Source organism: Candidatus Pelagibacter sp. PS_16, from assembly GCF_059417965.1.
Genome location: NZ_CM182074.1, coordinates 1,012,129 through 1,035,351, shown reverse-complemented (window position 1 = coordinate 1,035,351; position 23,223 = coordinate 1,012,129). Strand labels below are relative to the sequence as shown.

The following is a 23,223-nucleotide window of genomic DNA, read 5'->3' as shown; positions in this document are numbered from 1 at the left end:
TAAGTGAAAAATATTTTAAAAATTAGTTATTCAATTATTTTTTTATTAGTAGGAACTCTTACAGTTAATGCTGCAGAAAAAGTCGATCTTTTAAAAACAGATTGGAGTTTTAAGGGATTATTTGGAAAATTTGACAGAGGTTCACTTCAAAGAGGATATCAAGTTTATACTGAGGTTTGTGCATCGTGCCATTCAATGAAATATGTAAGTTATAGAAACTTATTTGAGCCAGGTGGACCAGAGTTTACAGAAGAGCAGGCTAAAGCAATAGCTGCAAGTTTTGAAGTTACAGATGGACCCAATAATGATGGAGAAATGTTTGTAAGACCCGCTAAGTTATCTGATAAATTTGTCATGCCTTATGAAAATGTTAAAGCAGCTCAAGCAGCAAATGGAGGAGCTTATCCTCCTGATATGTCTGTGCTAGCAAAAGCTAGAACTGGTGGGGTTGATTATATTTACTCATTGCTACTTGGTTACGAAGATCCACCGAGTGGTGTAACGCTTGATGATGGTGTTTACTATAACAAGTTTATGTATGGAAATAATATTAAGATGGCAGAACCATTATCAGATGGTTTGGTAGAATATAGTGATGGAACTACAGCATCTAAAGAGCAAATGGCAAAAGATGTTACAACATTTTTAATGTGGGCAGCTGAACCTCATTTAGAAAGCAGACACAAGATGGGCTTTAAGGCTATCTTGTATTTAATTATTTTAACTATTCTAGTTTACTTTAGTATGAAGAAAATTTGGTCACGTATTGAATCTGAAGTTTAATATATCACCATCTTTGACAATATAATCTTTTCCTTCAAGTCTCATTTTTCCATTTGTCTTTGAATTGACCCAACCATCATTAGCTATGAAGTCTTCATAAGCAATTGTTTCAGCTCTTATAAAACCTTTTTCAAAATCAGTGTGTATTTCACCAGCTGCTTTTGGTGCAGTACAATTTTTTTGGATAGTCCAAGCTCTAGTTTCTTCAGGCCCAGATGTAAAATAAGTGTCTAGCTCTAAAATATTGTAACCTTTTTGAATTAACATATTTAAACCAGTTCTTTTTAATCCAATCATCTCCATATAATTTTCTTTTTCTTCATTTTCTAATTGATTTATTTGGTTCTCAATATCAGCTGAAACTATTAAGGTATTTTTTTCACCATATTTATCAATAAATGCTTGAGTGTATTTATTTCCATTTTGAACACTTGCCTCATCAACATTACATACAAAAATTTTAGGCTTTAAAGATAATAAACCACTTTGGCTTATTAATTTTTTATCAAATTGTTCATAAAGTATTTGAATATCTTTGGAATTATTTATGCAGTCAGAAGCAATTTCTAATATTTTTAATTGCTCCTCATCTACATTTTTCTTATTATTTTTTTCTAATCTTTTTTGTATTGACTCAAGGTCAGCCAACATCATTTCTGTTTCAATAATTTCCAAATCTCTAATTGGATCAACAGTTGGGTTCACATTTTGAATATCATCAGAGTCAAAACATCTGATCATATGAATGACTGCATCGACTTCTCTTATATGAGATAAGAATTTATTTCCTAAGCCTTCACCTTTAGAGGCGCCCGCTACTAGTCCGGCTATATCGACAAACTCAATAGTAGTATTAATTTTTTTTTTTGATTTTGATATTTCTACCAATTTGTCTAGTCTTTCATCTGGCACAGGAACCACACCAACATTTGGCTCTATCGTACAAAAAGGGAAGTTTGCTGCTTGTGCCTTACTAGAATTTGTAAGTGCATTAAATAGTGTAGATTTACCAACATTAGGTAAGCCAACAATTCCACACTTAAAACTCATTATTTATTATTTACAGTGCTTGAGAATAAATCTAATTTTTTATCAATTAATATAGCCATTGAATCAATAATATTTTTAGTAATTTTTTCTAGTTGTATCATTTCATCTTCATCAAAATCTTTTAATACATGATCTGCAACATCAGCCTTAGTTTTGGGTCTTCCAATTCCTATTCTAACTCTTGAATAATCTTTACCAATAAATTTATCTATAGATTCAATTCCATTATGTCCTGCACTTGATCCTGCAAATTTTGCTTTCACTTTTCCAAATTCAAGGTCAAGGTCATCATGGAAGACAATCACATCTTCAGCATCAATTTTGAAGTATTCAATTAATTCCCTTATACAAATTCCAGAATTATTCATAAAGGTTAATGGTTTTATTGCATAAACCTTTTTATCCTCAACATTACCTGTAGTTAATAATCCTTTAAATTTTGGTTTTTGTTTAGACAAACCAAACTTTTGATTAAGAGCATCAATTAATTTGAAACCAATATTGTGTCTGTTGTTTTCGCTATCGGGTGTTGGATTTCCTAAGCCTACAAATAAAAGCATATTTTTTTTAAATCGTATCTAGGAGTCTTCACTATGATAAGTTGATTATTTTTTTTCTTCAGTGGCTTTTTTTTCGCCGTCATCTTTTTTATCACCCTCAGCTGCTGGTGCTGCTTCTTTACCATCTTCTGCTGCTTCTGCTTCAGCTTCAGCTGGTTTTTCTGGCTCTTTCATCACTGTAGGTGCTGCTAAAGTTGCAATTACAAAATCTCTTCCAATAATAGTTGGTGTAACACCTTCTTCTAATTTTACTGAAGATATTTTGAAACTTTCCCCAATATCCACCCCATCTAAATCAATAGTTATTGCAGATGGAATTTTTTCACTTGGACATTTTAATTCTATTTTTCTTCTCACAATGTTTAGTACTCCACCTCTTTTTAGGCCTGGTGAAGTTTCATGATTAATAAATACCACAGGCACTTCTATTCTAATTTTTACACCTGGTACAACTCTTAGAAAATCAATATGAGTTGGCTCGTCAGATATTACGTTATAAGTAATTTCTCTTGGTAAAACATTTTGAGGTTTGCCATCTAAATTAAGAGTTATTATGTTTGATAAGAAACTTCCTTTATCTATTAAAGATTTTAATGTTTTTTTTAATACAGTAACTTTTTGATTTTGATCTGGTCCCCCATAGATTATGCCAGGGATATTTCCAGCCGATCTAAGAGAACGGACATCTCCTTTTGACTTAGTATTTCTAGTATTTGCATCAAGTGAATTCATAAAAAGATGGCTTTTAGCCCAAGTTTCTTAATAACTCAAGATAATTATTTAAATAAATCGGATACAGATGTTGAGTTAGAGATCCTTTTAATTGCCTCACCCATAAGTGCTGAAATAGGCAAAACTTCTATATTTTTAACATTTTTAATTTTATCGTGATTATCAATTGTATCCGTTATTACTAATTTTCTAATAACTGATTTTTTAATTTTATCTACTGCTTCTCCACTTAAGACTCCGTGAGTAATATAAACATAAACCTCTTTAGCGCCTCTATCCTTTAAAGCTTTCGCAGCGTTTACTATAGTTCCACCTGAATCAATTATATCATCAACTATAATACAGGTTTTCCCTTTAACATTTCCTATAACATTCATAACTTTGGATTGTCCTGGTTTAGGTCTTCTTTTATCCACAATAGCAAGTTCCACATTTAAAATTTTACCAAGTGCTCTCGCTCTTTCAGTTCCACCAACGTCTGGTGCAACACAAATAATATTTTTACTTTTAATATTTTTTTTAGCATGTCTTGCAAAAATTGGTGTAGCAAATAAATTATCTACAGGAATGTCAAAAAAGCCCTGAATTTGTCCTGCATGAAGGTCTACAGTAACAACTCTGTCAGCACCTGCTTTAGTAATTAAATTAGAAACCAGTTTTGCAGAAATAGAAGTTCTAGGCACTACTTTTCTGTCTTGTCGTGCATATCCAAAATAAGGAATGACGGCAGTAATATTTTTTGCTGAAGATCTTTTTAAAGCATCAATGCAAAGTAGTAATTCCATTAGGTTGTCGTTTGCAGGTGATGAAATAGACTGAATTATAAAGATACTATTACCTCTAATATTTTCATTAATTTCTATATAAATTTCTCCATCAGAAAACTTTTTTATACTTGAGTTTACAAGCTTAGTTTTTAAATATTTTGCAATATTTTTACTTAGAGGTTTATTGCTGTTTCCAGTTAATAATTTCATGAGATATTATGAATTAATCATAATTACAGAAATATTTCTACCATAATCATTCTCATTGCGGCTAATAGATCTTCGTGCACTAAAAAAATTATTTTTAGGATTAAATGTATTCTTATTAATTATATCAATTTTCTTTATATTTAAGGCTTTTAATTGAGAAAGGACGTATTTCTTTAAATCAAAGAAATCTTTATTTTGAATTTTTTTAAAAAATTTTTTATTTTTTCCATCCTTTTTAATGAGTTTTTTAATAAAATCTTTTTTTACCTCATAATTTTTTACTGAAATACATGGACCAATAACTGCAGTAACATTTTTAGGATCACATCCTTTTTTGATCATAAAATTTAAGGTTCTTTTAATTATCCCTTTGAAAGCACCCTTCCAGCCAGCATGGATTGCAGCAATCATCTTTTCTTTCTCATCATAAACAAGTATTGGAGCACAATCTGCAGTTAATATAGCTATAGGAAATTCCTTTTTATTTGTGACTAGCGCATCTCCTTCAAAATTATAATTTTTAAGTTTTAGATTTTTATCTATAAAATGAAATTTATTGCTGTGAATTTGCTTTAGTAAAATAATTTTTTTAAGCTTAGTTTTAATTTTCCTTTGAACGATTTGAAGATTTTTTAAAACATTTTTTTTATTGTCTGAGGACCCAGGGCCACAATTTAAGCTCTTAAAAATACCTAGAGATTTTCCACCCTTTCTATTAAAGAAAGCATGCTGTAAGTTTTTAAATTTACTGAGTTTCTTTGACTTAATCAGTTTAAAACCCCAATTTAAATTTATTTTTATGTGTTGTTATTAGCATTACTTTAAACAATTCACCCATTTGATTTTTATCTATAAGTCTTTTTATTCTAAAATAAATATCAGCTTTTTCACTAAATAACATTTTCTTGGACAATATTTCTGCTCTTTCAAGAATACCAAGTTTTGTTAAAAATTCACCTTGAGTAGTATTCATTGAGGTAAGTGAGCTTAATTCTTTAACTATTCTATTTAATAAACTAAAACTTAAATTGTAGGTAATATCAGAATTACCAAACCCTTTTAGTACATCACAATATTTATGTTTCGATACAGCTTGCAGGGTATTTTTCATTTTTTTATCAGTATACGCATAATCTATTATTAAAATTCCACCATTATTACGTTTAATCTTATTGAAGATAATTTCTAGGTATTCGGTTGATTGTGGTGAATACTCAATAAAGTTCTGTTGTTTTGTAATTTTAAATTTAATTTTATTTACAAATTTTTCCATATCAAAAGGAACATCAAAATACTCAAATTTATTGTTAAAAAATCTGACATGTCTTTCAAACCATTTTCTTTCTTTCTTTATGAATTGTTTAATAGGTAAGGCGTCAAAAAATTCGTTTGCCAAAAAAATACATGGCGAATTATCTAATTCGCTTAAATCATTTAACCATTGAATATTTTTTTTATTGATATTAATTTTTTGTTTTTTTCGAAGCAATTTACTTCTTTCTAAAATCTTAATGTGACAAGAATTTTTAAATATTTGAAATTTTTCAAAGGTATTGACTAAAACTTTCATCATTTCACCATTACCGGCCCCTAATTCGATTAAATTAAATTTTTTAGGGCAACCTAGATTTTGCCAAAATGAAACCACCCAAATTGCAATCATTTCTGAAAATAATACAGATATGTTAGGTGAAGTTATGAAATCACCCTTTTTGCCAAAGGGATTTTTTTTCATGTAGTAGCCTGATGTTTTATTATAAAGAGACTCCTCTATAAACTTATCTAGGGTAAACGACTGATTATTCTTAATTTTCATTTTTTAAAGATAAAAGGTAAACCCCAGTCAGAAAAAAAAGAACACTTATCAATTGACCTAATGTTAGATTTAAAACTAAGTAACCGATTTGTGGATCTGGAGATCTGAAAAACTCTATAAAAAATCTAAATAGAGAATAAAAGATCAGGAATAAAGCAGAGATTTTTCCAGGTACTTTTAAATAATCTTTTTTAAAAAAATACCCAAGTACAAAGAAAAGAATTATTCCCTCAAAAAAAGCCTCATATAATTGTGAAGGGTGCCTTTTGATATTATCTATTAGAACAAATTGAACTGACCAAGGAAGGTCTGTAGCTCTTCCATAAAGCTCTGAGTTTATAAAATTGGCAATTCTACCAAAAAAGATTCCAATTGGAGCAGATAGGGCAACCAAGTCTAAAAATATAAACGAATTTGTATTGTGTTTTTTTGAGAACAATATTGATGCAATTATAATTCCAATTAAAGCACCATGAAATGACATTCCTCCATTCCAAACCATCAATATTTCTATAGGGTTATCTAAATAATATTTTAGATTATAAAATAAAGTATAACCAAGCCGACCTCCCAAAATCATACCTATAATGAGATAGGTTATAAAGTCATCAAATAGCTGAAGAATATGAGAGTCTTTTATTAATTTTTTTTTACAATACAGCCAACCAAGTGCAATACCCACAATATAAGCCAAAGAATACCATCTGATTTCTAATGAAAATATTTGAAACGCAACTGGGTCAAAATTATTAATAAACATTTTTAAAAAACTACGTATAAAGTATATTAATTTTATAAGCGAATATATGACAAAATCAAAATTTGTAATTGATAAATTAACAAAGCTATTTGAACAAGGGCTAATTTCTTATAAAGATTTAAGTTCTGAAATAATAAATGTTTTAAGATCTAAAAGAGAAGAGATCATTTTTAAAATGAAATTAACTAGCAAAGAAGAAATGGATATATTAATTAAAAGAGTTGAAAATTTAGAAAAAAAAATCAACAAATTTGAAAAAAAAAGTCCAAATAAAAAATCTACAAAGGTAAAAAAATCTTAACTCTAAGGCCGTTTAAAGGAGATTTATCTAATAAAATATTTCCTCCATGGGATTTGATTATGTCAGATGTAATTGACAATCCAAGACCAACACTAGATTTAGAATCCCCTCTACTTTTATCTACTTTATAAAATGGTTTGAAAACATTCTCGAACTCTTCTTTAGGAATACCGACTCCATCATCATCAATAGTAATTATTATGTTGCTGTCTTTTTTTGATAGATGAAAATTTATATTTTCAGCATATTTAATTGAATTATCAATTAAATTATTTAAAGATCTTTGTATTAAATTCTTTCTTCCATTCATGTAAACTCTTGGAATTATTTTTTTGATTATTTTATCATTATTATAATTTTTTATTGTAGTTTCGATTAATTCTGAAATATCAAAGGTTTCATCTTTTTCTAAATATGATGAACTTGTAAACTGCAGATATTCATTAAGCATTTTTTCCATTTCATCTATATCTAAAGACATTTTTTTTGATAAATCTTTATCTTTCATAAAAGATAGCTGAAGTTTTAGTCTTGTTAAGGGTGTTCTTAAATCATGGCTTATGCCAGATAACATTTCAGATCTTTGATTGAGGTGTCTTATTATTCTTTTTCTCATTTTATCAAATTCCAAACCTGCTTGTCTGATCTCTAAGGCACCTGATGGCCTGTACTCATCAATGTTTTCTCCTTTACCAAATCTTTCTGCAGCTTTAGCCAGGTTTATAATTGGTCTGGTTTGATTTTTTAGAAATAGTATAGCTATGGTTATCATTAGTAGAGCTGGTATAGTGATCCATAACGCAAATATTCTAGCAGATGAGCTTGCAACCCTGTCTTTTGGAATAAAAAATTCAAAGTAACCCTCGTTATGTTTAATATTTATATGAATAAGCTCTTTATAACTTGTTGTATCGAACCAGAAATTTTGAGTGCCCATATTAGATTTCAGTTCTCTTCTAAGTGTTCTATCTATTGGACTAAACCATCTTTCTTTTTGAGCTTTTTCAAATAAATCATCTTTTTTAAACTGAACATTAAGATCTAAATAAATTGAGAATAAGCCTGAAAGGTCGTTATTATTATATTTTCCATTATCGTAAGCTGTTATGAATGTTTTCATCTCACCGATTAATGCTCTTGTCATACCTTTATTTGTTTTAATCCAAAGACTATCAAAAAAAACAATCGATATGACTACTTGAAGAACAATTATTGGAACTGCTACGATTAATAAAGCTCTATAAAATAATCTTTTTGGTAGTAAATTTTTTACAAAATTATTCAATCCATAAAACATAGCCAGCACCTCTTAAAGTTTGTAAGTATTTTGGATTTTTTGGGTCCATTTCAATTTTTTTTCTAAGTCTTGTAATTATCACATCTATTGACCTTTCTTTATCAAGATCAGTTAGTTTGCCAATATCCTCTCTTGAAAAGGTTTTGCCAGGATTGTTAATCATTTTTTCTAATATAATTTTTTCAGTACTATTTATTTTATATTCAATATCATTTTTTATGATTAAAAGTTTGTTAAGATCAATTTTAATATTATCAAAGGTTATAATTCTTTTTTCATCATTTCTTTTTGTTTTATTTAAAATATTTTTTATTCTTAAAATAAGTTCTTTTGGCTCAAAAGGTTTTGGTAAATAATCATCAGCACCTATCTCTAAACCTTCAACCCTATTTTCAGCTTCTCCTTTAGCCGTTAATAAAATTATAGGGGTAACAATTTTAGATTTATTTTGTTTGATAAAATCCAACCCACTTTTGCCTGTCATCATTATATCCAAAACGATTAAATCAAATTTAATTATTGAAATTTTTTCTTCTGCATTTTCTGCACTATTTGATGTAGTAACCAGAAAATTATTTTCATTTAAATATTGTTTAATTAGGGATCTAATTCCCTCATCATCATCTACAACTAAAATATGGGCTACAAAATCATTCATTAATTATTTTCTTTAAAACATTGTCAAAGTTTAAGACTTGATCTGAACTTGAATTTAAAAGAGCATTATAAATTCTTTTTTTTTGTATCGAAAATATTTCGTCAAAAATTTTTTCTCCTTTTTCATTTAAAAAAATGTGTTTTACTCTTGTGTCTTGTTGGTCTTTTTCAAAAAAAACCACATCAAGTTTAATTAAATCTTTTAAAACTCTATTTAAACTCTGCTTGGTAACCTTTAACTTCTTTAATAGATCAGAAATTGTAATCCCTTTATACATTGATAAAAGATGTAAAACTTTGTGGTGAGCTATACCTATAGAGTATTTATCTAATGTTTTCTTGGCATCTGAAAAAGACTCACGGTAACTTGTAAATAACTTTTCAATCAGCTGCTTTAACTGAGTATCCTTTAAATATAAAAGTTCTTTCATTATGGGTAAGTTATATTGACATATTATAGATACAAAGATAATTTTAGATAAAATTTAAATTATTTCATTCATGATACCATACGATAAAAGATCAGGTAAAATTTGGTTTAATGGCGAGCTCGTTGATTGGGCTGATGCTAAAATTCATGTTTTAAATCATGGCCTTCACTATGCTAGTTGTGTTTTTGAAGGTGAAAGAGTCTATGATAATTCAATTTTCAAATTAGAAGAACACACATCTAGACTTTTTTATTCTGCAAAAAGAATGGGTATTAAAATTCCTTATACTGAAGAAGAAATAAATTTAGCATCAAAAAAAATAATTTCAGTTCAGGGTGTCAAAGATGGATATGTTAGACCAACAATATGGAGAGGTAGCGAGATGATGGCTATATCTGCTCAACAAACAAAAATTCATGTTGCCATAGCAACTTGGGAGTGGGGTTCATATTTTGATCCAAAACTAAAAATAGAAGGTATTAAATTGAATATATCAAATTGGAGAAGACCTGCGCCAAATACGATACCTTGGGATACGAAAGCTTCTGGATTATATATGATTTGTACTTTATCAAAACATGAAGCTGAACAACAAGGCTATACAGATTCTCTAATGCTTGATCATGAAGGAAATGTTGCAGAAGCAACAGGTGCTAACATTTTTTTTAAAGATAAAAATGGAGAAATTCACACACCCATTCCAGATTCTTTTTTAGACGGCATTACAAGAAGAACGGTAATTGAAATTGCAAAATCTAAAGGAATAAAAGTCAATGAACGAAAAATTGCACCAGCTGAATTATCAAATTTTGTAGGCTGTTTTTTAACAGGTACGGCAGCAGAGGTTACGCCAGTTTCATGTATTGCTGAAAATAAGTTTAAAGTTTGCGAAACTATAATTGACTTAAATGAAAGTTACCAAGCATTAGTTAGAAAAAGAAAAGCAGCTTAGTTTTTGTTATCTTCAGATATTGCATGGTCAATGCCTTTTCTTAAATATTCATAACCAGTATACAAAGTTAAAAATGCAGAAAGCCAAAGCAGGATTATGCCAATAGTTTGAGCATTATAATCTTGAAAATTTAAAATTTTATTACCAGTTTCACCAGTTAGTAAAAGAGCTATAGCAACCATTTGTAAAAAAGTTTTTAATTTTGCTAAGTTAGTTACTGGTAATTTAATTTGTCCTCTAGCTAAAAACTCTCTTAAGCCTGAAATTAGTATTTCTCGTGTAAGTATTATAATTGCTGCAATAACCTCGTAATGTTTAATTGTTCCACTCATGACAAGCAATATAAGTGCAGTAGCAACAATAATTTTGTCTGCTATAGGATCAAGTAATTCACCCAACTTAGACTCTTCACCCATCATTCTCGCCAACATTCCATCCAAAAAATCAGTAAATGAAGCAATTACAAACAATACGCATGCAGTTAAATCACCATAAAAACCAGGTAAATAAAATGCTAGAACAAAAAAAGGTACAATTATTATCCTACCTATTGTTAAAATATTTGGAATTTTTTTAAGCATAATTATTCGTGAAAAAAGTTATATATCTTTTTTGCAACTTTTTCCTCAACACCTTCAACTGATTTAATTTCATCAAAACTTGCAGATTCTACTGCTCTAGCAGAGCCAAAATGGTTCAATAGCGCTCTTTTTCTAATCGATCCAATACCATCAATTTGATCCAGCAAGGATTTTGTAATTCCTTTTGCTCTTTTTGCTCTATGAGAGGTGATAGCAAATCTATGTGCTTCATCACGTAGTCTCTGCATAAAAAATAGAGTGGGGTCATTCTTATCAAATTTAAATGATTTTCCTTTGTAAAAAAAAGTTTCATCTCCACTATTTCTTAGTTTACCTTTAGCAATGGCTATCATAGGAAGATCATGTAAACCAAATTCATCTAACACTTCTTTGGCAGATGAATATTGACCTTTACCACCATCAATTAAAATTAAATCAGGAAGAGTTAAATAATTTCCTTTTTCTAACATTGCTCTTTTAAATCTTCTCGTAAGTACTTCTTTTAACATTGCAAAATCGTCTTGTTCATTACCTTTTGTCTTAATATCAAATTTTCTATATCTTTTTTTAACAAATCCTTCATTTCCAAAAGTAATCATAGCACCCACACTATTTGTTCCTGAGATGTGACTATTATCATAAACCTCAACTAAGTTTAGGCCATTTTTAAGATCAAATTTTTTAGCAACACCCTCAAATAAATTTTTATTATTATTTGTTTCATAAATTTTTCTATTAAGTGACTCTTTGGCATTTTTTTCTGCCATAGCAATTACTTTAGCTTTAGTGCCTTTTTTTGCTACATTAATAGAAATCGCACTATTTTCTTTTTTGCTTAAAGTTTCTTCAATTAATTTTTTGTCTTCTATTTCTGTATTAATGATTATTAATTTTGGAACATTTTTATTTTCATAAAACTGCATCAAGAACGAAGACATTATTTCAGATAAGCTTTGATCAGGATCATGTTTTGGAAAATAAGCTTGGTTGCCCCAATTTTGTTTAGACCTATAAAAAAATACTTGAATACACGTTTTACCAGATTCTTTGTATGCAGCAATTACATCTGCATCAATTAAATTTGCTTCATTAATTCTTTGTGAAGATTGAATTATATTTAAAGATTTAATTCTATCTCTAAAAATAGAAGCTCTTTCAAAATCTAGCTTTTCACTAGCTTCCTCCATTTGTTTAGATAGATTTTTTTGTATATCTCTTGATTTACCCGATACAAACTGAATTGCTTGATCTACTGATTTTTTATAATCTTCTTTATCAATATAATCGACACAAGGACCAGAACATCTTTTTATCTGATAAAGAATGCAGGGTCTTTTTCTATTCTTGAACGTGCTATCATCACAAACTCGAATTTGAAATATTTTTTGAAGCATCTTAATAGTCCAATTTGCAGTTCCTGCTGAAGCAAACGGTCCAAAGTAAAATCCTTCTTTATCCTTTTTGCCTCTATGTTTTGTAACTTGTGCCCATTGGTCTTTATTGCTGATGAAAACAAAGGGAAAAGATTTGTCATCCTTGAGCAATATATTGAATTTAGGTTTATGTTTTTTTATTAAATTAGCCTCTAAAAGTAGAGCTTCACTTTCATTGGCAGTAGTTGTTATCTCTAGCTTAAAAGTTTGAGAGAGCATTCTTGCTGTTCTAATAATGTGGTTTTTTTCAGCTACATAGCTTTTTAATCTATTGGGTAGGTTTTTTGCTTTACCTACATACAAAATCACATCTTTATGATCAAGCATTCGATAAACTCCAGGGCTTTTAGGAATTAATGGGAGCTCTTTTCTAATTACGTCTTTACCTAATTCAGAGCTCTTCATGACTTCTTTTTTTGGTAATTTGGATACCAACAGAGGCACACTCTTTTATAATTTCTAATTTTTCAATCTGAAGCATAATTTTTCCAATTCGTTTGTCTTTAAATAATACATCAAAAACATCTTCAGCAAGTGTTTCTAAAAAATTATAATGTTTATTTTTTGCAAGTTTTGTAATTAATTTCACAACCTGACCATAATTAACAATTGATTTAATATCTTTGTCATTTGTTGGTTTTCTATCTTCATAATCAATCTCTAAGCTAAATTTTACTTTTTGAGTTTTTTCTTTTTCAAAATCATAATAACCAAGCTTTAAATCTAGAGTTAACTCTTTAATAAGAATTTTTTTTTCGTAATTAAATAAACTTTTATTTTTATCTATTTTAATAATATTTAAATTAGTTTTTTTCATTCTTTTCCGATTACATCTGGTGTTTGCCAGTTTAAACTTTGTCCACTATCTATTGCTATTACTTGACCTGTAATTGAACTGTTTTTGATAAAAAAGTCAACAGCAGAACATATATCCTGTACATTTACCTGCTGTTTTAAAGGAGTTGCCAAGTACTGCTTTTTAAAATGCATGTCAGTTTGTCTTTTATTTTTAATAGTAGGACCAGGAGCTATTCCATTAACTCTTATATTTGGAGCTAATTCCATGGCGCTAGTTTTTGTTAGAGTATAAAGCCCTGTTTTACTTAAAGTATAAGAAAAGAAAAAGGGAGTTAACTTAAAAACTCTTTGATCAATTATATTTATAATATTGTTATTTTTACCCTTAACGTTTTTTGAAAATTCTTTTGTAAGATATGCGGGTGCTTTTAAATTTACATCAATATGTTGGTTCCAGCTTTTAGAAGAAAAATTTTTAAGACTATCATTTTCAAATAATGAAGCATTATTAATTAAACAATCAAAATATTTTAATTTTAACTTTGAGAATTTTATAATTTTTTTTAAATCTTGTTCTTTTGCAAGATTACCTTTTACCAAGTAAACTTTTGTTTTATTTTTTGATAATTCTTTTTGTAATTTTTCAGCTTCAGATTTAGAGCTATTGTAATGAATAACCATTTCAACTCCTGGACCTGAGAGTTTCTTTGCAATAGCAGCGCCCATTCTTGTTGCGGCTCCTGTGATAATTATTTTGTTTGCTTCCATTTTTTCTTACCTTTTTGTGCTCTTGTACCAGGTAAGCCCATCTTTGATCTACCTTTTGGATACACTCTATTTTCTTGATTATAGTGTTTTACTTTTGGATTTAATACAATTTCTAACTCTGACGCTTCAAGGTTTCTTATTTCATCTCTAATTTTTGCAGCTTCTTCAAATTCAAGGTTTGTTGCAGCATCTTTCATTCTTTTATTTAATTGTTTTAAATGTTTCTTTAAATTGCCACCAATATTGTCACCTGTTCCAACTTTTAGGTAGTCTTTTTCATAAACACTTTCTAAAACATCGCTAATTTCTTTTTTAATTGAGGTTGCATCAATGTTATGTTTTTTGTTATAGGCTACCTGAATTGTTCTTCTTCTATCAGTTTCTTGAATTGCTTTTTTTATACTTTTAGTTTCTTTGTCAGCATAAAGAATGACTCTACCATCTAAATTTCTTGCTGCTCTTCCTATGGTTTGGATTAGTGATGTTTCAGATCTTAGAAATCCCTCTTTATCAGCGTCTAGAATTGCAACTAATGCACACTCAGGTATATCAAGCCCCTCTCTTAAAAGATTTATACCAACCAAGACGTCGAAAACTCCTAGTCTTAGATCTCTCATAATTTCTATTCTCTCAAGTGTATCAATGTCAGAATGCAAATATCTAACTCTAATACCATTTTCGTGAAAATATTCAGTTAAGTCTTCAGCCATTTTTTTAGTTAAAGTTGTAATCAATACTCTAAAATTTTTATCGATTGTTTTCTTACACTCATGCATTACGTCATCGACTTGGTTTTTAGCTGGTTTGATTTCAACTGGTGGATCAATTAAGCCAGTAGGCCTTATTATTTGTTCAACGAACTTACCTTTAGTCTGTTCTAACTCCCATGGACCAGGTGTTGCTGATACAAAAACTGTCTGCGTTCTCATTGCGTCCCACTCTTCAAATTTAAGTGGCCTGTTATCCATACAAGAGGGTAGTCTAAAACCATATTCTGCAAGATTACTTTTCCTTGATCTGTCCCCTTTGTACATTCCATTTAATTGTGGAACAGTAACGTGACATTCATCTACAAATATAAGTGTGTTGTCTGGAAAATATTCAAATAGAGTAGGAGGTGGCTCTCCAGGTTTTCGTCCTGATAAAAATCTAGAATAGTTTTCAATACCAGCACAAGAACCAGTAGCCTCAATCATCTCTAAATCAAATTTTGTTCTCTCTTCTAATCGTTGAGCCTCAAGAAGTTTATTTTGTTCTTTAAATTTCTTAAGAGTAACCTCAAGCTCTCTTTTAATTTTTATTACTGCTTGTTCGATAGTAGGTTTTGGAGTGATGTAGTGACTATTCGCATAAACTTTTATAACATCTAAATCTTTTAATAGATCTCCTGTTAAAGGATCAAATTCTTCGATTTTTTCTAGTTTATCTCCAAATAAACTTAATCTCCATGCTCTATCTTCAAGGTGTGAGGGGAATATTTCAATGTATTCACCTCGTGCTCTAAAGGTACCTCTATAAAAACTTTGATCATTTCTTTTATATTGTAGGTGTACTAAGGTTTTTATTAACTGTTCTCTATTATAGTCATAATCCTTCTTTAAACTTAAAGTCATTTTACTGTAAGCTTCAACTGAGCCTAGTCCATAAATACAAGAAACACTGGATACAATAATCACATCATCTCTCTCTAGTAGCGACCTTGTTGCTGAGTGACGCATTCGATCTATTTGTTCATTAATAGATGCTTCTTTTTCAATATAGGTATCAGATCTTGGAACGTATGCTTCTGGTGTGTAGTAATCATAGTAAGAGACAAAATATTCAACAGCATTTTCTGGGAAAAATGATTTCATCTCTCCATAAAGTTGAGCCGCTAATGTTTTATTGGGAGCAAGTATAAGAGCAGGTCGATTAGTTCGTTCAATAACTTGAGCCATTGTAAAAGTTTTACCCGAACCAGTTACACCAAGTAAAACTTGGCTTAACTCATCTTTATTTGCACCCTTAACTAATTGTTTAATTGCCTCAGGTTGATCACCTGCGGGTTTAAAATCTGTTACAAGTTTAAACTTTTGTCCACCTTCTAGTTTCTGGTGAATTTCTGGGTTTTTACTTTGGATTTCAGTAATTAAATCTTGATAAGTATTTTGCATTATCTATAAAACTATTAGAATAAAATTATATTTCAATGAGCATTATATCAAACAGTTTAAAAAAGATTAAACCATCGCCAACTATTGCTGTAACTCAAAAGGCAAGAGAGTTAAAAGCTGCTGGAAAAGATGTAATAGGACTTGGGGCAGGTGAGCCTGATTTTGATACTCCAGATAATATCAAACAAGCGGCTATAAAAGCCATTAATGATGGTGATACTAAATATACGGCCGTTGATGGAACTGCTGCTTTAAAAGATGCCATTGTTAAAAAATTTAAAAGAGAAAATAATTTAGACTACACAACTGATCAAGTCACCGTTGGTGCTGGTGGAAAACATGTAATTTATAATGCCATGATGGCAACTCTAAATGAAGGGGATGAAGTTATTGTTCCTGCACCTTATTGGGTTTCTTATCCTGACATGGTTTTATTAGCGGGTGGAACTCCAATTATTTTAGAGTGTAATGAAAAACAAGGGTTTAAAATTAATCCAACTGAATTAGAAAAATCTATAACACCAAAAACAAAGTGGATCATATTAAATTCACCATCAAACCCAACGGGTGCTTGTTATACTGAAGGTGATATTAAAGGAATTGCAGATGTTTTAGCAAAACATCCTCATGTTCATATTTTAAGTGATGATATTTATGAGCACGTAACATATGAAGGATTTAAATTTTTCACCATTGCCCAAATTGATAGCTTGAAAGAAAGAGTTCTAACAATGAATGGTGTAAGTAAAGCTTACTCAATGACTGGCTGGAGAATAGGGTATGCGGCTGGTCCTAAAGAAATTATTAAAGCAATTGCTAAAATACAATCGCAATCAACAACAAATCCATCTTCAATTAGTCAAGCTGCAGCTGTTGAAGCATTAAATGGAACTCAAGATTTTATAAAAGAAAGAGCAATATCTTTTCAAGAAAGAAGAAATTTTGTTGTTAAAGCACTAAATGAAATTGATGGAATTGAATGTTTAAATCCAGATGGAGCATTTTATGTTTTTCCAAGTTGCAAAGGATTAATGGGGAAAAAAGATACAAGTGGCAAAGAACTTAAGACAGATACTGATTTTGTTCAGTCTTTATTAGAGAATAGTGGTGTAGCAGTTGTTCAAGGTTCTGCATTTGGTTTAGAAGGTTTTTTTAGAATTTCATATGCAACTTCAATGGACAATCTTAAAAAAGCTTTAGAAAAAATATCTACTTTTTGTAAAAGCTTAAACTAATGTTAAACGTATATTTAGCAGGTGAAATTCATAGTAATTGGCGAGAAGAAATTACTCAACTTTGTGAAAAAGAGAAATTAGATATTAAATTTACATTTCCCGTCACCGATCATGAGGCATCTGATAATTGTGGTGTTGAAATCTTAGGAGCTGAAGAAAAAAATTTTTGGAAAGATAGAAAAGGCGCTAATATTAACTCCATTCGAACCAAAAAATCTATTCAAGATTGTGATGTAATTATTGTTAAGTTTGGTGAAAAATTTAAGCAATGGAATGCAGCTTTTGATGCAGGTTATGCTACTGCACTTAATAAATCTATGATTGTTATTCATAACGACGATCATCAACATGCTCTTAAAGAAGTGGATGGTTCAGCTGCTGCTGTTGCATCAGATCAAAAACAAGCCTTTCGTATATTGAAATATATATTGGAAGGGTCTTTAGACTAACCCAAGTCTAATTACTGAGTTCCCAGCATCTACAATACTTTCTTTTGCAGGTTTAAATTTCATACCCAATAAATCTTCAGAATATGAAGTGTCTGTCTGCATTAAAATTCCAAGATCAGGCAACATAATCTTTACAGAAGAATCTAAGTAACTGATCAATTTAACCACGAAATTTGGCATTTCTTTTTTTGGAAGTTTTTTTGCATACTTTGGAAATGCTTCAGCCATAATTTTAGAAACTTCGAGCATTTTTTTTACTTCTGAACCAATAATCAATCGTCTTCCATTAACCTTGGGATTTTTTATAGATAAAACATGAGCTCTTGCTACATCTTTTACATCAGAAATTAATATTCCAAAATTTGGCGCCATAGGATATTTTCCTTTAAGGAAAAGTTCAACATAGCTAGTTGAAGTGTTTGTTTTTTTATCTAAAGCATCACCAAAAACTCCTCCTGGATTAATTACAGTTAATTTATCTTTTAATCCTTTGCTTTCCATTAATTCCCATGCAGCTTGTTCAGCTTTTGCCTTTGATATAGTGTAGTCATTCGACCCACTCCAATCAGTATCTGTCCAATCACTTTCCCCAAAAGTATATGGGTTTGTTCTGTTAGGTTTTTTAAACATTGCTACTATTGACGAAGTAAGAATTATTTTTTCAACATTAGCTTCTATACCAGCATTTAAAACTCTTAACGCCCCACCTTTAGCAGCTGGAACTAAAGCTTCTCTATTTCTTGAACTTTTCATAGGGTAGGGAGAAGCAGTATGTATAATATATTTACAATCTTTAGCAGCCTCAACCCAACCATCATCTTTTAATAGGTCCAATTCAACAAATGATAATTTATCTGTTGAAATATATTCACTTAGAGTTTTCTTTGTTTCATCTAATGAATTTTGACTTCTAACAGTTCCTAAAACTTCATATCCAGAATTTAATAATTCAATTGCTATATGTTTTGCTATCCAGCCACTTATTCCAGTTAGTAGTACTTTGTCAGTCATTTTGTTTCCCTTTAGTTTGTATTAAGTTTTAATGGTTCTTATCAGTGAGATAAAAATTTTTCAGCTTCAAGCGCAGCCATACAACCCATTCCAGCAGCTGTAACTGCTTGTCTAAACGTTTTGTCTTTAACATCACCCGCAGCATAAACTCCAGGGATATTCGTCTCTGTTGAATCTGGTTTGGTCAATAAATAACCTTCTTTATCCATTTCTAACTGTTCTTTAAATAAAGCTGTTGCTGGGTCGTGACCAATTGCAATAAATAAGCCATCTATTTTCATTTCTTCAATTTTATTAGTTTTTAAATTTTTAATCTTAATAGCTTTAACATTTTTAGGTTCGCTATCCCCAATAACCTCTTCAACAGCACTATCCCAAATTATTTCAATTTTTTTATTTTCCATTAATTTTTTCTGAAGTAATTTTTCTGCTCTTAAAGTATCTCTTCTATGAATTAATTTTACTTTTGATGCAAATTTTGTAAGAAACATTGCCTCTTCAACTGCAGCGTTTCCACCACCAACAACTGCTACAACTTTTTCTTTAAAGAAAAAACCATCACATGTTGCGCATGCTGAAACTCCAAAGCCTCTATAAGCTTGTTCTGATTCTAAGTTTAACCATCTTGCTTGAGCACCAGTTGAAATAATTATGCTGTCAGCTGTATATTTTTGTCCACTATCTCCAATAGCTTCAAAGGGTGTAGATTTTAAATTAACTGAAGAAATATGATCTTCAATTAGATCTGTTCCAACTGCTTTTGCTTGATCTCTCATTTGATCCATTAACCATGGACCCTGAATTACATCTGAAAACCCAGGATAATTTTCTACATCGGTTGTTGTCGTTAATTGCCCACCAGGCTGAACTCCATAAACTAGAATAGGATTTAGCATTGCTCGGGCAGCATATACAGCGGCTGTATAGCCAGCTGGACCTGACCCTATTATTAACACTTTTGTGTGTTTAATTGGATTTTCACTCATGCAGAAGTTATATAAGGATAAATGACAAAATTAAAAGGGATATTATTGACTGAGGGTATGCACGGCATGATCAGCCAAGTAGAAGGTTTAGCAAAGGCCCTAGATTTAGATTTTATACACGAGAAGATTGAACTTAATAATTTTTGGAAATTATTTCCCCCAAAGCTAACACCAGTTTCAAGTAATGTTTATAAAAAAGTAGAATCTTCTGATTTTGATGTAATCATTTCATGTGGAAGAAAAAGTGTAATTCCATCTATTCATTTAAAAAAGAATTCTAATAAAAGAGTTATTAATATTCATATTCAAAATCCAAAAGTTAATTTTAAAAATTTTGATTTCATTGTGGCACCAGAACATGATGGAATTGAAGGCCAAAATGTTATCAGTACAAAAGGTGCAATTCATTACCTTACTGAAAGTGAAATAAATGAAAATAAAGATTATTTAAATTCATTTATAAAAAAAGATGAAAGAAAAATTTGGGCTTTAATAATGGGTGGTCCTACAAAGTATTATGAATATTCAAGAGAAAATATTAAAGCTATTTTTGAAAATTTAAACAACTTAAATAAACAGAACAACTTTCAACTAGTTGTGATCCCTTCAATGAGAACACCAAAAAATATAATTCAATATGTAAAAGATTATTTTGGTGAAAATCATACAGTTATTGAAACTATTGATAAGAAAGCTTATCTATCAGCTTTAGCAATTTCAGAAAAAATTGTAGTAACATGTGACTCTAGCTCCATGATATCAGAAGCTGCTTTAACTGGAAAACCAATCTACGTAGCTAATATTTCACCTAAAAAAAATGACAAAAGATTTCAAAGATTTAGAAATTTATTTAAAGAATTAAATATTACTAGAAATTTAGGTGAAGAAGTAGAGAATTGGAACTATCAAAAATTGGATGAAACGAATAGAGTAGCAAATATTATTAAACAAAAAATTAATTCTTAATGTCATTCTTAAATTCAATTCAAAATCAGGCAAAAAAACATGAATTTCCTTTTGATCACTGGGAATATAATAATGCACTATCTGACGGGGCCATTGAGGAAATTATTAAAGCTGATATTCCAGATGTCAGTAAGCACAATCTTAATTATGATGGCACCAGAGCAATTGATGGTGGTGCTGCAGAGTTTAGAGAGGGAATAGCTTCGGGCGGTGAGGCAATTAAATTTAGATGTTTTGTAACAAAAGAAAATGAAAAAAAATTTCCAAACTTAGTAAAATTTATTAAAGAACTTCAATCCAAGGAAGTTCATGGAACTATTTCAAAAATGATCGATAGAGATTTATCGAACTCATATGTTAGAGTTGAAGTTATTTGTGATAGGGAGGGTTTTTGGTTAAAGCCCCACTGCGATATCAAAGAAAAACTGATGTCTGGATTAATTTTTATAAATAATGCTAACGAGTCTGAAGATCTTGGAACAGATTTTTATAATGAAAAATTAGAAAAAGTTAAAACAGTTCCTTACAAAAATAACTATGGCTACATGTTTACTAGTGGGCCCAACACTTGGCATGGTATGGAAAAGAAAAAAATAGTTAAGGAAAGACGATGCATTCAGGTTAACTATGTTACTTTTGAAACAGATTGGAAAGTTCTGTAATTAAATTAAAACTCTTTCATTATTAACAATAACATCTATTAGTCCCCATTCTGATTGCTTCATTACCTCCAAATAAAAGAAAAAACTTATTTTGAACACAGATGACTAAGTAAACATTGTTTTTGTTAATATTTGTATGTAAAAATTCATCATGTTTGAAAAATTAGAAGAATTAGCAAAAAATAATAAAAAAATTTCAGATTTTCATATTAGAACTGGTTGGCCATTAGCGTTTAGGCAAACTGGAGAAATACACAAAATTCAAGAAATTGTTGTTAAAGAACAAGATCTTCAAGATCTAATATCTACTAATTGTAACGAAACTGAAATGAAAAAGTTTAGTGAAACTCATGAGTTAGATTCATCAGTTACATTAAGTGGATTAAGATTTAGAGCTAATTTTTATAAAACTATTCAAGGACCAGCTGCTGTATTAAGAAGAGTAGAGAGCGTTATTCCTGAAATGGATCAATTTGATTTACCCCAAGTTCTTTATGATATTGTCGATATGCATAAAGGATTAGTTTTAGTAACTGGACCAACAGGGTCTGGTAAGTCTACAACACTTGCGGCAATTGTAAATGAGATTAATAAAACTAGAACTTCAAATATTATTACAGTTGAAGATCCAGTTGAATTTATTCATAAAGATTTAAAAAGTATTGTGTCTCATCGAGAAGTAGGAAAGCAAACCAAAACATTTTCTAGTGCATTAAAAGCTGCACTCAGAGAAGACCCAGATGTAATTCTAGTTGGGGAGATGAGAGATTTAGAAACAGTTTCACTTGCATTAACTGCTGCTGAAACAGGACACCTAGTTTTTGGAACACTTCACACTAGTGGTGCTCCTAATACCATCAATAGAATTATTGACGTTTTTCCACCTGAGCAACAAGCTCAAATAAGAGCACAGATATCTTCTTCTTTAAAGATGGTGGTTACTCAAAGACTTCTTAAAACAAAAGATGGTCAAGGCCGTTGTGCAGCGTTTGAAGTGATGAAGTGTACGCCTCCAATTCAAAACTTAATTAGAGAGGCTAAAATTCATCAAATACCTAGCATCATGCAAACTTCTGTGAGAGATGGTATGATTACTATGACTAAATCATTAGAAGAATTAGTTAAGGCAGGTAAGATAGATGCGAGTGCAGGACGAGAAGATTAAAGGATTTAACGTCCTTGAATTAATTGTTGTCGTTGTACTTATTGGCGTCATCTCAGCCATAGGTTATCCCAATTTTTCTGAATGGCGAAAAGATAGAGAGACTAGAAGCGCAGTACTTAGCATAAAATCTTTAATCGAAGGAATAAATTCACAAGTTCAAAGAGGTCAATATGCATTTGTTCAAGTACATATATTAGAAGAAGTGAATGGCGCAGAAAGAAATTTAATTGTTACATCAAAAGGAATGAAACCAGAAAAACTAGCAAGTTTGTTAAATGATGGAACTAGTGACTGGTGGGCAAAAATTGGTGATCGATGTAATATAACAGACGATGCATATTGGGATGATGATCCAGATCAAGGTGCTGATAATGTTGAAGTAAGACAAATTACTTATGATAATATGGCAACTTCTTGGGAAGGGGATGACGGAGCTATTTGTTTTAGTAAAAATGAGAAATGGTACAGTGGCGCAGGTAAATTACAATCATCCTTGCCTGAAGAGGGGGATGTAGCAAGATCTGTAGATAATACTTTATTTATTTGCAGAAGAACAAATGATCGATCAAGTTGCGATGTTGATAGCGATGGAACACCTGCTTCAGAGCATGATCATTTATATGTTATTGAATGGTCAAGATTTGGCAATGTGATACTTGAAAAATGGGATACAAGAAATTCTGATTGGGTTAAACAATAA

Annotated in this window: 26 protein-coding genes; 9 read left to right on the top strand and 17 right to left on the bottom strand. The window is 30.3% G+C overall.

The window, feature by feature from the left end; genetic code table 11:
* The first annotated feature begins 3 nt into the window (after positions 1 to 3).
* Positions 4 to 783, top strand: a complete 780-nt coding sequence (locus AC5SL0_RS05450) for a cytochrome c1 (RefSeq protein ID WP_011281469.1) — start codon at positions 4 to 6, stop codon at positions 781 to 783.
* Here AC5SL0_RS05450 and ychF read toward each other — a convergent pair.
* The 7 genes from ychF to lgt form a co-directional block, all read right to left on the bottom strand.
* A complete protein-coding gene (ychF, locus tag AC5SL0_RS05445) occupies positions 760 to 1,833 on the bottom strand; it encodes a redox-regulated ATPase YchF (protein WP_006997811.1) in 1,074 nt (357 codons plus the stop codon). The genes AC5SL0_RS05450 and ychF overlap by 24 nt on opposite strands.
* Positions 1,833 to 2,393, bottom strand: coding sequence for an aminoacyl-tRNA hydrolase (gene pth, locus AC5SL0_RS05440; protein WP_011281468.1), 561 nt, complete (start codon positions 2,391 to 2,393; stop codon positions 1,833 to 1,835). The genes ychF and pth overlap by 1 nt, the downstream gene beginning before the upstream one ends.
* 45 nt (positions 2,394 to 2,438) lie before the next feature.
* The gene (locus AC5SL0_RS05435; protein WP_011281467.1) at positions 2,439 to 3,125 is read right to left on the bottom strand and encodes a 50S ribosomal protein L25/general stress protein Ctc; all 687 of its coding nucleotides are present in this window, start codon (positions 3,123 to 3,125) and stop codon (positions 2,439 to 2,441) included.
* Positions 3,126 to 3,169: 44 nt separating this feature from the next.
* On the bottom strand, positions 3,170 to 4,102 hold the full coding sequence (locus AC5SL0_RS05430) for a ribose-phosphate pyrophosphokinase (protein ID WP_006997814.1): 933 nt from the start codon (positions 4,100 to 4,102) through the stop codon (positions 3,170 to 3,172).
* Positions 4,103 to 4,108: 6 nt separating this feature from the next.
* Positions 4,109 to 4,870: a peptidoglycan editing factor PgeF gene (pgeF, locus tag AC5SL0_RS05425; protein ID WP_267878655.1), complete on the bottom strand. Its 762-nt coding sequence runs from the start codon at positions 4,868 to 4,870 to the stop codon at positions 4,109 to 4,111.
* A gap of 4 nt (positions 4,871 to 4,874) precedes the next feature.
* Positions 4,875 to 5,837 carry an SAM-dependent methyltransferase gene (locus AC5SL0_RS05420; RefSeq protein WP_494618045.1) on the bottom strand — a complete coding sequence of 321 codons (963 nt, stop codon included), beginning with the start codon at positions 5,835 to 5,837 and terminating at the stop codon, positions 4,875 to 4,877.
* Positions 5,838 to 5,907: 70 nt separating this feature from the next.
* Positions 5,908 to 6,678: a prolipoprotein diacylglyceryl transferase gene (gene lgt, locus AC5SL0_RS05415; RefSeq protein WP_006997817.1), complete on the bottom strand. Its 771-nt coding sequence runs from the start codon at positions 6,676 to 6,678 to the stop codon at positions 5,908 to 5,910.
* 46 nt (positions 6,679 to 6,724) lie between these two features.
* On the opposite strand from lgt, the gene AC5SL0_RS05410 reads away from it, so the two are divergent.
* A complete protein-coding gene (locus tag AC5SL0_RS05410; RefSeq protein WP_006997818.1) occupies positions 6,725 to 6,979 on the top strand; it encodes a hypothetical protein in 255 nt (84 codons plus the stop codon).
* Here AC5SL0_RS05410 and AC5SL0_RS05405 read toward each other — a convergent pair.
* The 3 genes from AC5SL0_RS05405 to AC5SL0_RS05395 are packed head-to-tail and all read right to left on the bottom strand — an operon-like array spanning position 6,957 to position 9,364.
* Positions 6,957 to 8,276 (bottom strand): ATP-binding protein, encoded by a 1,320-nt coding sequence (locus AC5SL0_RS05405; RefSeq protein ID WP_494618044.1) that lies wholly within the window; start codon positions 8,274 to 8,276, stop codon positions 6,957 to 6,959. The genes AC5SL0_RS05410 and AC5SL0_RS05405 overlap by 23 nt on opposite strands.
* A complete protein-coding gene (locus tag AC5SL0_RS05400) occupies positions 8,257 to 8,934 on the bottom strand; it encodes a response regulator transcription factor (protein WP_018413527.1) in 678 nt (225 codons plus the stop codon). Before AC5SL0_RS05400 ends, AC5SL0_RS05405 begins: the two co-directional genes overlap by 20 nt.
* The gene (locus tag AC5SL0_RS05395) at positions 8,927 to 9,364 is read right to left on the bottom strand and encodes a MarR family winged helix-turn-helix transcriptional regulator (protein WP_006997821.1); all 438 of its coding nucleotides are present in this window, start codon (positions 9,362 to 9,364) and stop codon (positions 8,927 to 8,929) included. Before AC5SL0_RS05395 ends, AC5SL0_RS05400 begins: the two co-directional genes overlap by 8 nt.
* 70 nt (positions 9,365 to 9,434) lie before the next feature.
* Here AC5SL0_RS05395 and AC5SL0_RS05390 point away from each other — a divergent pair, with 70 nt between their 5' ends.
* Positions 9,435 to 10,316, top strand: coding sequence for a branched-chain amino acid aminotransferase (locus tag AC5SL0_RS05390; RefSeq protein WP_006997822.1), 882 nt, complete (start codon positions 9,435 to 9,437; stop codon positions 10,314 to 10,316).
* Here the strand turns inward: AC5SL0_RS05390 and pgsA are convergent.
* The 5 genes from pgsA to uvrB are packed head-to-tail and all read right to left on the bottom strand — an operon-like array spanning position 10,313 to position 16,049.
* Complete coding sequence (gene pgsA / locus AC5SL0_RS05385; protein ID WP_006997823.1) at positions 10,313 to 10,897, bottom strand: CDP-diacylglycerol--glycerol-3-phosphate 3-phosphatidyltransferase; 585 nt, start codon at positions 10,895 to 10,897, stop codon at positions 10,313 to 10,315. The genes AC5SL0_RS05390 and pgsA overlap by 4 nt on opposite strands.
* Before the next feature lie 2 nt (positions 10,898 to 10,899).
* Complete coding sequence (uvrC, locus tag AC5SL0_RS05380) at positions 10,900 to 12,735, bottom strand: excinuclease ABC subunit UvrC (RefSeq protein WP_006997824.1); 1,836 nt, start codon at positions 12,733 to 12,735, stop codon at positions 10,900 to 10,902.
* Positions 12,722 to 13,147 (bottom strand): dihydroneopterin aldolase, encoded by a 426-nt coding sequence (locus AC5SL0_RS05375; RefSeq protein WP_011281463.1) that lies wholly within the window; start codon positions 13,145 to 13,147, stop codon positions 12,722 to 12,724. Before AC5SL0_RS05375 ends, uvrC begins: the two co-directional genes overlap by 14 nt.
* Positions 13,144 to 13,896 (bottom strand): SDR family oxidoreductase, encoded by a 753-nt coding sequence (locus AC5SL0_RS05370; RefSeq protein ID WP_011281462.1) that lies wholly within the window; start codon positions 13,894 to 13,896, stop codon positions 13,144 to 13,146. The genes AC5SL0_RS05375 and AC5SL0_RS05370 overlap by 4 nt, the downstream gene beginning before the upstream one ends.
* Complete coding sequence (uvrB, locus tag AC5SL0_RS05365) at positions 13,878 to 16,049, bottom strand: excinuclease ABC subunit UvrB (RefSeq protein ID WP_011281461.1); 2,172 nt, start codon at positions 16,047 to 16,049, stop codon at positions 13,878 to 13,880. The genes AC5SL0_RS05370 and uvrB overlap by 19 nt, the downstream gene beginning before the upstream one ends.
* A gap of 35 nt (positions 16,050 to 16,084) precedes the next feature.
* On the opposite strand from uvrB, the gene AC5SL0_RS05360 reads away from it, so the two are divergent.
* Together AC5SL0_RS05360 and AC5SL0_RS05355 are read left to right on the top strand one after the other, a co-directional pair.
* Positions 16,085 to 17,284, top strand: coding sequence for a pyridoxal phosphate-dependent aminotransferase (locus AC5SL0_RS05360; RefSeq protein ID WP_494618042.1), 1,200 nt, complete (start codon positions 16,085 to 16,087; stop codon positions 17,282 to 17,284).
* Entirely contained in the window at positions 17,284 to 17,733 is a 450-nt protein-coding gene (locus AC5SL0_RS05355) for a YtoQ family protein (protein ID WP_011281459.1), read from the top strand. The genes AC5SL0_RS05360 and AC5SL0_RS05355 overlap by 1 nt, the downstream gene beginning before the upstream one ends.
* On the opposite strand, the gene AC5SL0_RS05350 is transcribed toward AC5SL0_RS05355, so the two are convergent.
* Together AC5SL0_RS05350 and trxB are read right to left on the bottom strand one after the other, a co-directional pair.
* Entirely contained in the window at positions 17,725 to 18,744 is a 1,020-nt protein-coding gene (locus AC5SL0_RS05350; RefSeq protein WP_011281458.1) for an NAD-dependent epimerase/dehydratase family protein, read from the bottom strand. The two genes, AC5SL0_RS05355 and AC5SL0_RS05350, sit on opposite strands and share 9 nt — an antisense overlap.
* Before the next feature lie 41 nt (positions 18,745 to 18,785).
* A complete protein-coding gene (gene trxB, locus AC5SL0_RS05345; protein WP_011281457.1) occupies positions 18,786 to 19,730 on the bottom strand; it encodes a thioredoxin-disulfide reductase in 945 nt (314 codons plus the stop codon).
* A gap of 21 nt (positions 19,731 to 19,751) precedes the next feature.
* Between trxB and AC5SL0_RS05340 the strand changes: the two genes are divergently transcribed.
* The 4 genes from AC5SL0_RS05340 (at position 19,752) to AC5SL0_RS05325 (ending at position 23,223) form a co-directional block, all read left to right on the top strand.
* Complete coding sequence (locus tag AC5SL0_RS05340) at positions 19,752 to 20,696, top strand: mitochondrial fission ELM1 family protein (RefSeq protein ID WP_006997831.1); 945 nt, start codon at positions 19,752 to 19,754, stop codon at positions 20,694 to 20,696.
* Positions 20,696 to 21,358, top strand: a complete 663-nt coding sequence (locus AC5SL0_RS05335; RefSeq protein ID WP_006997832.1) for a hypothetical protein — start codon at positions 20,696 to 20,698, stop codon at positions 21,356 to 21,358. The genes AC5SL0_RS05340 and AC5SL0_RS05335 overlap by 1 nt, the downstream gene beginning before the upstream one ends.
* 151 nt (positions 21,359 to 21,509) lie before the next feature.
* The gene (locus AC5SL0_RS05330) at positions 21,510 to 22,523 is read left to right on the top strand and encodes a type IV pilus twitching motility protein PilT (protein ID WP_006997834.1); all 1,014 of its coding nucleotides are present in this window, start codon (positions 21,510 to 21,512) and stop codon (positions 22,521 to 22,523) included.
* On the top strand, positions 22,498 to 23,223 hold the full coding sequence (locus tag AC5SL0_RS05325) for a prepilin-type N-terminal cleavage/methylation domain-containing protein (protein WP_018413520.1): 726 nt from the start codon (positions 22,498 to 22,500) through the stop codon (positions 23,221 to 23,223). The genes AC5SL0_RS05330 and AC5SL0_RS05325 overlap by 26 nt, the downstream gene beginning before the upstream one ends.